We start from the raw sequence: 10,603 nt of genomic DNA, 5'->3' as shown, positions 1-10,603 counted from the left end.
GTTGAGTATGCCAATCAAGCGGCGTGAAGATAAGAAACTTCATTGAGGTGATGGTACTAATCTCGGGGAAAGGTCAGGAACGATCAAAATATCAGCGCCAATTAACATGACACAGATGTGGTTAAAGCGGTGCGTTTATGAATTTGCAGAGCAACATCCGAAGATATGTATCGATTTAGATGTACAGAATGAAAAAATCAATCTTGTATCTAACCGTGTCGATGTTAGTTTTCGTCTTGGTGATCTTATTGAACAAGACTGGATTGCTCAGAAATTATGGTCGATTCCATTTGCGCTTTGTGCATCACGAAGCTATTTAGAACAACACCAACCGATTACCCATCCAGAACAACTTGTTCATCATCGCCTAATTACGGTAAACAACGACAGCCAATGGAAATTAGTTAATCAAATCACCAATGAAACATTTGATCGTCCGCTAAAGTTTCAATTCACTTCAAATGATGTACTACTAGTTAGAGACGCCGTCATCCATGGTTTAGGAATTGCTTGGATTCCAACCTATTACTTTCATGAGCTAAATCATGATCAACATAACCTGCTGCCTTTGTTGCCAGAATGGCAATGCTCGGGTAAAGAAGTATTCATTATGTATCGAGACCGCGATAAAAGGCCTGCAAGAGTTGATGCATTTATTGAACATGTCTTAAATTGGAAAAATCGCATTCAAATGTTTGCTTGAAAGAGGTTTATCACATTGTGCTGTGCCGCTAACCTCAAGTGAAGCTTCATGACTCTGCTTCAATTGAGTTCATTTATTTAACCTCTAAAAGAATCATGAATACATAGGCAGTTAATAGGATTCGAGTTTACAAGTGATTCGGTCAGCTAAAACTCAAGCTAAGTAGAAAGTATTTGCAGTTGTATTTGCCTCTGAAAATCGTTTAGAGCTTTCTCATCCGCGAGGTTCTATAAGAAATTATTAAGGATATATTTGTGTGTGATTTCGTGAAAAAAATTATTGTAGGTTTACTTTTCAGTGCTTCGTCTTTTGCTTCCTTAAGTCAATATGTTCCAGCAATGAATGATAAGAACGGTTATGTAGAACCATTTCAAATGTTTGATAATGTCTATTATGTAGGAGACAAGTGGGTCTCATCATATGCCATTGCTACAGACGACGGACTCGTTATCATTGATACGCTTGACTTCCCTTACTCTGAGTGGATACCTATCAACCTAGAGAAGCTAGGGCTAAAAGATAAGCCAATAACGCACATATTGGTAACTCATGGGCATTCTGACCACGTTGGAGGCGCCCAGTTACTTCAAGAGAAGTATGGTTCCAAAGTCGTGATGACCAAAAGCGCTCATGAACTAGCTATACAGCAATCAAACAAAAGCGAAGGTGAGAACAAGTTCCTTCCTCCAAATTTAGACATAGAGATAAAAAGCGATAGCTCTATGGCTATTGGTGGACATGAGTTTAAGTTCTATCTCACACCTGGCCACACGGAAGGTGATTATTCCTTAGACTTCACTGTTGAAGATAATGGCGAACAATATCGTGCTTTTATCGTTGGTGGGCATAGCGTAAGTAGCAATGATCCAGAAGTTATTGGCCAGTTCCTGACTAGCATGGAGAAAATTAGAAAAATTTCACTACAGGCACCTATTGTGAACGTTAACCTTTCGAACCATCCACATAAAAATTTCCTTTTTGAAAATAGGAAGAAGCTCGGCACAAGCGGTAACCCGTTTATCAGTGAGGCAAACTTCTTCATGTTCCTTAAGCAACAAGAAGATTTAGCTAAGGGAAAACTAGAAGAACTATAATACCGTGGTATACGAGCAGCCTTCTTTATTAGGTTAGAGATTTGCTCTTGAGTTATAGCTAAGGCTTTAATAAGTTGCTCAATCAAGATTCGACACTGGTGGCAGCTATATTGTTTGTCGGTTCTAGTGACAAAGGCGCCGTGCGTAAGCATTCGTATTGTGTGCCTTACACATTTGCAAGGCGTTATGTGCTTTCTAGAAAAGTCTCAAAATAGAGTACAATTAGCGTTTTGACACAGCGGAAATCATCATGGCCAAAACTGTTCAGCAGCAAATCGGAAACATTGCTCTAGTCGTTGAAAATTACGACGATGCTATCGAATTCTATACTCAAAAACTTCAATTCACTCTGGTTGAAGATACCAACCTAGGTGGTGGTAAACGCTGGGTTCAAGTTTCTCCTCCAAACTCCAATGGTACAAACCTACTTTTAGCTCAAGCGAGTACACCGGAGCAAACGCATGCAGTAGGAAATCAAACAGGTGGTCGTGTTTTCCTGTTTCTGCAAACTAATGATTTTTGGCGTGACTACGAGTTGATGAAGAAAAATGGTGTTGTATTTAATGAAGAGCCTCGTGTGGAAGAATACGGGACAGTGGTGGTGTTCCAAGATCTCTATGGTAATAAGTGGGACTTACTGCAACTGAACTGAGAAACTACACAGCACCTGCATAACATAGTGTTCATGAGGAGTTTCCAACAAGCTTTTAAGGCTCTGAGATATTAGTGCTAATTCAAAGGTTCTCAGAAGTCACTGTATTTCTAAATCACTTTTGTGCAAACAATAACTAGCCATCATTCCTTCTCGATGTATCAACAAATGTTACGGCGGCACACCAAAAACAAAGGCGAACCAATCGGTTCGCCTTTGTTTATTTAGATTCTACAAAAATTAATCTTCGTAGTTATCGATGCTTGGGCATGAACAGATTAGGTTACGGTCACCGTATACGTTATCTACGCGATTTACCGTTGGCCAGTACTTCCAAGATTTGGTCGCTTTAGACGGGAAGCAGCCAATCTCGCGAGAGTAAGGGCGGTCCCAATCTTCAGCTGAAAGATCAACTTGTGTGTGTGGCGCGTTAACAAGTGGGTTGTTATCCAGTGGCCATTCACCGTTTTTCACTTTCTCCATTTCTTCGCGGATAGCGATCATCGCATCACAGAAGCGGTCTAGCTCTTCTAGATCTTCCGATTCCGTTGGCTCAACCATTAGCGTGCCCGCTACAGGGAACGACATAGTTGGTGCGTGGAAACCGTAGTCCATTAGACGCTTCGCGATGTCTTCTTCGCTGATACCTGTTTCTTCTTTCAGCGGACGAATGTCGATAATACATTCGTGCGCTACGCGGCCATTTTTGCCACGGTAAAGAACAGGGTAGTGTTGGCGAAGTGTTTCCATCACGTAGTTTGCGTTCAGAATTGCTACTTTTGTAGCATCTGTTAGGCCAGCTTCGCCCATCATTGCGATGTAAGCCCAAGAGATAGGCAGGATAGAAGCGCTACCCATATCTGCTGCTGATACTGCGAAATCTGCGCCTTCTACACCGTCTTCAATATGCCCTGGTAGGAAAGGAGCTAGGTGAGATTTCACACCGATAGGACCCATACCCGGACCGCCACCACCGTGCGGGATGCAGAAGGTTTTGTGTAGGTTTAGGTGAGAAACGTCTGAACCGATGAAGCCTGGTGATGTTAGACCAACCTGCGCGTTCATGTTAGCGCCGTCTAGGTAAACCTGACCACCAGCGGCATGAACCATTTCACACACTTCTTTCACTTTCTCTTCGTAAACGCCGTGCGTAGAAGGGTAAGTGATCATAATGCTTGATAGGTTGTCTTTGTGTTTCTCGATTTTCGCTGCTAGGTCGTCGATGTCGATGTTGCCTTCTTCATCACACTTAACCACAACCACTTTCATTGACACCATAGATGCTGTCGCAGGGTTAGTACCGTGCGCAGAGCTTGGGATCAAACATACGTTGCGGTGACCTTCGCCACGGCTTTCGTGGTAGCGTTGAATCGCGATAAGACCAGCGTACTCACCCGATGCACCAGAGTTTGGTTGTAGTGAGAATGCGTCATAGCCAGTGATTTCACATAGCTTTTCTTTAAGATCTTTTGCGAGTGCTGCGTAACCAGCTGCTTGTTCTGCTGGTGCGAACGGGTGGATCGAACCAAACTCAGGCCAAGTTACTGGAATCATCTCTGCTGCTGCGTTCAGCTTCATCGTACAGCTGCCCAGTGGGATCATGCCGTGCGTGAGTGAGAAGTCTTTGTTCTCTAGCTGTTTTAGGTAACGCATCATCTGTGTTTCGCTGTGGTGCGTGTTAAACACAGGGTGTATTAGATATTCTGTTGTGCGGCGCAATGCTTCTGGAATGGCTGCAAACTCGTTGCCTGCGATTTCAGTTGATAGTGCTGCGACTTCTTCTTTCACACCGAATACTGCGAATAGGGCTTCTACATCTGCCACGGTTGTGGTTTCGTCGAAGCTCACACCTAGCTGAGTACCCAACTTACGTAGGTTGATGTCTGCGGCTAGTGCTTTCGCGTATAGGTCTTCAGTTTGTGCACCTGTGTTGATAGTGATGGTGTCGAAGAAGCTGTTGTGAGCAAGCTCGAAGCCGCCTTTAGTTAGGCCAGCGGCTAGGATGGCTGTCATGTGGTGCGTACGACGAGCAATCGTGCGTAGACCTTCTGCGCCGTGGTAAACCGCGTAGAAAGACGCCATGTTCGCTAGCAGTGCTTGAGCAGTACAGATGTTTGATGTCGCTTTTTCACGACGGATGTGCTGTTCACGCGTTTGCATTGCCATGCGCAGTGCTTGGTTGCCGTTAGTATCGATAGAAACACCGATAACACGACCTGGCATAGTACGCTTGTGCTTGTCACGTGTTGCCATGAAGGCAGCGTGTGGACCGCCGTAACCCATCGGCACGCCAAAACGTTGTGCTGAACCGATTGCTACGTCTGCGCCCATTTCACCAGCAGGTTTAAGTAGGGTAGAAGCAAGAAGGTCCGTTGCTACAGTCACTAGTGTTTTGTTTGCTTGCGCTTTAGCGATGATGTCCGTTAGGTCACGAACTTCACCTGTTGTACTTGGGTATTGAACTAGTGCGCCGAACACGTCTTGCTCTGGTAGTAATTCTAAAGAACCAACCAAGACTTCAAAGCCGATGAATTTCGCACGAGTTTTTACCACTTCGATGGTTTGTGGGTGAACGTCGTCAGCAACGAAGAATACGTTGCTCTTGCTTTTACCCGCACGCTTACAAAGTGTCATCGCTTCTGCTGCTGCCGTTGCTTCATCGAGCAATGACGCGTTCGCGATTTCCATACCAGTAAGATCCATCACCATTTGTTGGTAGTTTAGAAGTGCTTCTAAACGACCTTGTGAGATTTCTGGTTGGTAAGGGGTGTAAGCAGTGTACCAGCCCGGGTTTTCCATCACGTTGCGTAGAATCACGTTCGGCGTGAAGGTGTTGTAGTAACCCTGACCAATGAATGTACGTTTAACTTGGTTCTGATCGGCGAACTTACGCATTGCTGCCAGCATGTCTGCTTCGCTTTTCGCTTCTGCCAAGCTCATTGGTTGCTCTAGGCGAATTTGTGCTGGTACGGTTTCGTCGATAAGCGAATCTAGGCTAACTGCGTTGATCGCTTCCAACATTTTCTGTTGGTCAGATTTGTTTGGTCCATTGTGGCGAGCAACGAACTCGTTTTGTGTGCTGAGGCTTTGAAGTAATTCAGTCATTGTCCTTTACCTACTCCTTGGTTCGGGTAACGGATTTGCGTTACTGATAAATTAAATTATACGTCCGAACCTAGAAAAAAAGCTGTTCTCTAAACAGGCTAGGGAACAGCTTTCGTCACATCCTAATTACTCTTCTTCGATAGAGTTTAGGTATTCGTCTGCGTCTTTCAGGTTATCTAGTTCAGATACATCAGACATCTTCACTTTTACGATCCAGCCACCTTCGTACGGCTCTTCGTTAATTAGCTCTGGGCTGTCTTCTAGTTCTTCATTGATTTCTACGATTTCACCAGTGATTGGTGCGTAGATGTCTGACGCTGCTTTTACAGATTCAACGAGAGAGAAGCTTTCACCTGCTTCAACTTCGTCTTCTACGTCTGGTAGGTCAACGAATACCACGTCACCTAGCATTTCTTGTGCATGCTCAGAAATACCAATTGTTACTGTGCCGTCACCGTTGTCACGTACCCACTCGTGGCTATCTGCAAACTTCAGTGTTTTGTCCATTGCTTAATCTCCGAATAACTTGTCAGGAATTATTATGATTTTAAAAAAATCGTTTACTGGTATAGAGGAAAGCGACTGCAAAGTTCTTTTACTTCTTTGCGAACGCGTTTTTCAACTTCTGCGTCACCTTCAGGGTTGTTCACTAAACCGTCCAGTACGTCACCAATCCAATTACCGATGAGTTTGAATTCTTCAGTGCCAAAGCCGCGGCTTGTACCCGCAGGCGTTCCTAAACGGATGCCCGATGTAATCATAGGCTTCTCTGTATCGAATGGGATGCCATTTTTGTTACATGTGATCCCAGCACGCTCTAGAGCTTCTTCTGCTTTATTGCCTTTCAACCCTTTCGGACGAAGGTCAACCAGCATTAGGTGCGTGTCTGTGCCACCAGTTACGATGTCGCAACCGCGAGTTTGCAATACTTCCGCTAGGACTTTTGCGTTATTGATCACCGAATCAATATAAGTTTTAAATTCAGGGCCAAGCGCTTCACCAAATGCGACCGCTTTGGCTGCGATAACGTGCATCAGTGGGCCACCTTGTAGGCCAGGGAATACGGCTGAGTTGATTTTCTTAATGATGTCTTCGTGGTTAGTAAGAATCATACCGCCGCGAGGGCCACGCAATGTTTTGTGTGTTGTAGTCGTAACAACGTGTGCGTGTGGCAGTGGGCTAGGGTGCGCGCCTGTTGCGATAAGACCGGCGATGTGTGCCATGTCGACCATAAGAATTGCATTTACTTCGTCTGCGATTTCACGGAATTTTGCAAAGTCGATAGTACGTGGAATAGCGCTACCACCTGCGATGATCATTTTAGGTTGGTGCTCAAGTGCTAGCTCACGAACATCTTCGTAGTTGATTTCCAGTGTTTCGCGATCAACACCGTATTGAACTGCATTAAACCATTTACCAGAAAGTGCAGGGCGTGCACCGTGCGTCAGGTGACCACCTGCGTCTAAAGACATACCAAGAATGGTGTCACCAGGTTGAAGCAGTGCTAGTTTTACTGCGCCGTTTGCTTGTGCGCCTGAGTGTGGTTGAACGTTTGCGTATTCACAATTGAAAAGTTTTTTTGCGCGTTCGATAGCAATGGCTTCCACTGTATCTACGTGCTCACAACCACCATAGTAACGACGACCTGGGTAGCCTTCAGCGTATTTGTTTGTTAGGCATGTGCCTTGAGCTTGCATTACCGCTTTAGAAACAATGTTCTCAGAAGCGATAAGTTCGATTTGTTCGTTTTGGCGAGCGGATTCCGCTTGAATTCCAGCAAAGACAGCATCATCTGTCGCAGAGAGGTTGGTAGAGAAAAAGTTTTCCAAGCTGTGGTTAGGGTAACTCTTATTCATGGTAGTTGACCTTCCAAATCTGAAAATGAACCCGCAATAGATGAGTTATGATTTGCGGTTGTGGTTCATTTGTCCTCAAAAACAGCTGAACTGCGTAGCAGAACAGAGTGAACATCCGGCCCTAAATTTGGGCAAAAACTCCGTTGGATTGCGTGTTTCCTTTACCAATCTCTTACGGAAATATGCATCTCTACATCTAACAAGTTGGTAACATAGCGCCTGTGACGGGAACAATCAACCAAAAATTTCCTATAGGAAACAAGATTTCAAAATTTGTTAACAAGAGCACGGTTTAATTCACTTGGTGGACTTCTATCCACTATGTGCTTCATGCACAATGCGAGTAAGACAAAAAATATGGATATCTATAGAGGGATTTATGGCAGAAAGTATTTACGATGAATACCCATCGATGACGTTGGCAAAAGAGCAACATGACCAAAATATCGAGCCGTTAAAACTGGGCCAGCGTATTAAGGATATCCGCTCGAAACTCGGTATCACATTAGAAGAGGCCAGTCAGCGAACCGGGCTTGCTCGATCTACACTGAGCAAAATAGAAAATGAGCAGATCTCCCCGACGTTTCAAGCGATGCAAAAATTGGCACTTGGCTTACAAATTGACATGCCACAACTATTTGAGCCACCTAGAAAAAAGGTAGCGACAGGGCGTAGGGATGTTACCAAGAAGAATGAAGGTAAACCACACCCAACACAAACTTATGAACATGAACTGCTCGCGACACAACTTTCCAATAAGAAAATGATGCCGTTTAAGAGCCAAATTCGAGCTCGTAGTTTTGATGAATATAAAGACTGGGTTCGTCATGATGGCGAAGAATTTCTGCTTATCTTATCTGGTGAGGTCATGTTCTATTCTGAGTTTTACGAACCTGTTGTTTTAAGCGAGGGAGACAGCGTTTATTACGATGCAAATATGGGACATATGTTGACCAGTGTTAGCGAGGAAGATGCGCTCATTTTGTGGGTGACAGCCAAATAGTGATAAATACTTGTAAATTTCCTATAGTGAAAGCAAACGATTGCTGTTGGTGGTCGTTATGATGAAAAGGCGCTTTTTTGATGAGAACTTGCTCATTAAAGCGCTTTTTTTGTACGATTTGTTGTGATTAAAATGTTAAGAGTCACATTTTTGCAAGTCGATCTGCGTCTTGTTCGTGCAAAATAGAATGAGCCATGTTTATTATTGGAAACACATCGAATGCCGATAGCATTCTCGGGTCTATCTAAATGGAGACGAAAATGACTCAAGAACTACTGAAAACACCACTACACGCACTTCACGTTGAAGTTGGTGCCAAAATGGTCCCGTTCGCGGGTTACGATATGCCTGTTCAGTATCCTCTAGGCGTAAAGAAGGAACACTTACATACTCGTGATGCGGCAGGTCTGTTTGATGTTTCTCACATGGGACAGCTTCGCCTAATTGGTGACGGTGCAGCTGCGTTCCTAGAAACATTAGTCCCAGTGGATATTGTGGATCTTGAGTCTGGTAAACAGCGTTACGCTTTTTTCACTAATGAAGAGGGCGGCATCATGGACGACTTGATGGTGGCTAACCTAGGCGATCATCTGTTTGTGGTTGTGAACGCAGCATGTAAAGAGCAAGATATCGCACACCTACAAGCGCATTTACCATCTGGTGTTGAGCTAGAAATTATCGAAGACCGAGCTCTACTTGCAATCCAAGGCCCTAAAGCGGCGGCTGTATTGGCGCGTTTTGCACCAGAAGTTTCTGAAATGCTGTTCATGGATATTCGTAAAGTCGATATTTTAGGCGCCGAGTGCATTGTTTCTCGTAGTGGTTATACAGGCGAAGACGGTTACGAAATCTCGGTTCCTGCTGACAAAGCGGAAGAGCTAGCACGTAAACTGACTGCGGAAGATGAAGTTGAATGGATTGGCCTTGGTGCTCGTGATTCACTTCGTCTTGAGTGTGGCCTTTGTCTATACGGTCATGACCTAGACACAACAACAACACCTGTTGAAGCGAGCTTGCTATGGGGTATCCAAAAAGTTCGTCGTATTGGTGGTGAACGTGAAGGTGGTTTCCCTGGTGCAGGCATTATTCTTAAGCAGATTGAGACTAAAGATGTGGCGCGTAAGCGTGTGGGTCTAGTAGGTCAAACCAAAGCGCCAGTGCGTGAAGGTGTTGAACTGTTTGATGCTGACGGCGTTAAAATTGGCGTTGTAACCAGCGGTACGGCGGGCCCGAATGCAGGTAAGCCAGTCTCAATGGGGTATGTTCGTGCGGATTTGGCGGCGATTGGTACTGAAGTGTTCGCTGAAGTGCGTGGCAAAATGCTACCAATGACAGTTGAAAAAATGCCGTTCGTACCACAACGCTACTACCGTGGTTAAAACGAATTGAAACAAAAATGCCGAGCTTTGTAGCTCGGCATTTTTATGTCTTCTTTTCGCTTGTTTGCTTTTAGTTTACTGCTTCATCAATAGTACAGCACATATCAATAACGATATCTTCAAGCTTTTCCGGATGAATCATCTCTTCTTTTGGGATCCCAAATTGAGAGGCCATAATGGTATTAAACAATTCCCAATGCTTGATCAGCAGTTTTTCGCGATTATCTGCAATATCCGGCCATGTTTCTTGCATCATTGGTGCGAGACTGACAGCACCATGTGCGAAGATCAACATTTGCCACTTTGATTCCCACTGATCAAACTGTGCATTAGGGTTTTCGCTGTTGTACTGCTCGAAAATTCCGGTAAATATTGCAGCGAATTCATCTTTTGACTTTAAGAAATACTGCAGTAGAGCACCGTCATCGCCTTGTCGAATGGCATCGGCGATCATCTGTACTGGATGAGGATTGACGAGAGCAAATGCTAGCATGCGAACCATAAACAGATAAATTTTTCTATTCGAAGGTGTGTTCTCCGGCATTTCATTGATGAGTTCAGCCATATAGCACTGCATGAACTCGTCCATTGCATCGCTAACCGCTTGCCAGATTTTCTCTTTGCTGCCGAAGTGGTGACGGATCAAACTATGTGAAACACCAGCCTTTTCACTGATATTGCGCAGCGAGACACGCTCGTAACCAAGTTCACAAAACATATCTGCTGCCACTTTAAGGATCAGACACTTAGTTTGTTCTGCTGCTTCAGCACTTCTACGCCCCTGCTTTCTTTCATTCATAGTTCGAATTTT

General features: G+C 44.4%; 8 protein-coding genes and 1 pseudogene. 5 read left to right on the top strand and 4 right to left on the bottom strand.

Going from position 1 to position 10,603, the window contains the following annotated elements; genetic code table 11:
* Nucleotides 1-76: 76 nt before the first annotated feature.
* From R7P80_RS15890 to R7P80_RS15880, 3 genes and pseudogenes are all read left to right on the top strand, one after another.
* Nucleotides 77-703 (top strand): annotated as a pseudogene (locus R7P80_RS15890) (substrate binding domain-containing protein); the annotation flags it as partial.
* 266 nt (nucleotides 704-969) lie between these two features.
* A complete protein-coding gene (locus R7P80_RS15885) occupies nucleotides 970-1,797 on the top strand; it encodes an MBL fold metallo-hydrolase (RefSeq protein WP_025767808.1) in 828 nt (275 codons plus the stop codon).
* Nucleotides 1,798-2,047: 250 nt separating this feature from the next.
* Nucleotides 2,048-2,449: a VOC family protein gene (locus R7P80_RS15880; protein WP_005388788.1), complete on the top strand. Its 402-nt coding sequence runs from the start codon at nucleotides 2,048-2,050 to the stop codon at nucleotides 2,447-2,449.
* A 240-nt stretch (nucleotides 2,450-2,689) separates the two neighbouring features.
* On the opposite strand, the gene gcvP is transcribed toward R7P80_RS15880, so the two are convergent.
* The 3 genes from gcvP to R7P80_RS15865 form a co-directional block, all read right to left on the bottom strand.
* On the bottom strand, nucleotides 2,690-5,554 hold the full coding sequence (gcvP, locus tag R7P80_RS15875) for an aminomethyl-transferring glycine dehydrogenase (protein ID WP_225491839.1): 2,865 nt from the start codon (nucleotides 5,552-5,554) through the stop codon (nucleotides 2,690-2,692).
* A 126-nt stretch (nucleotides 5,555-5,680) separates the two neighbouring features.
* Complete coding sequence (gene gcvH / locus R7P80_RS15870; RefSeq protein ID WP_005376432.1) at nucleotides 5,681-6,061, bottom strand: glycine cleavage system protein GcvH; 381 nt, start codon at nucleotides 6,059-6,061, stop codon at nucleotides 5,681-5,683.
* A 53-nt stretch (nucleotides 6,062-6,114) separates the two neighbouring features.
* Complete coding sequence (locus tag R7P80_RS15865; RefSeq protein WP_205461050.1) at nucleotides 6,115-7,410, bottom strand: serine hydroxymethyltransferase; 1,296 nt, start codon at nucleotides 7,408-7,410, stop codon at nucleotides 6,115-6,117.
* 379 nt (nucleotides 7,411-7,789) lie between these two features.
* On the opposite strand from R7P80_RS15865, the gene R7P80_RS15860 reads away from it, so the two are divergent.
* Nucleotides 7,790-8,413 carry a helix-turn-helix domain-containing protein gene (locus tag R7P80_RS15860; protein WP_005376429.1) on the top strand — a complete coding sequence of 208 codons (624 nt, stop codon included), beginning with the start codon at nucleotides 7,790-7,792 and terminating at the stop codon, nucleotides 8,411-8,413.
* Between the two features lie 260 nt (nucleotides 8,414-8,673).
* Nucleotides 8,674-9,792 (top strand): glycine cleavage system aminomethyltransferase GcvT, encoded by a 1,119-nt coding sequence (gene gcvT, locus R7P80_RS15855; protein ID WP_205461049.1) that lies wholly within the window; start codon nucleotides 8,674-8,676, stop codon nucleotides 9,790-9,792.
* A 70-nt stretch (nucleotides 9,793-9,862) separates the two neighbouring features.
* Here the strand turns inward: gcvT and vdeR are convergent, their stop codons facing one another.
* Nucleotides 9,863-10,591, bottom strand: a complete 729-nt coding sequence (gene vdeR / locus R7P80_RS15850; RefSeq protein ID WP_005376423.1) for an efflux transporter transcriptional repressor VdeR — start codon at nucleotides 10,589-10,591, stop codon at nucleotides 9,863-9,865.
* Nucleotides 10,592-10,603: the final 12 nt, after the last annotated feature.

Origin of the sequence: Vibrio sp. 2092 (assembly GCF_033339635.1) — a bacterium.
GTDB classification, from domain to species: Bacteria; Pseudomonadota; Gammaproteobacteria; order Enterobacterales; family Vibrionaceae; genus Vibrio; species Vibrio alginolyticus.
Note: the sequence above shows the minus strand (reverse complement) of the source record. Positions and strands in the feature narration are given on the sequence as shown.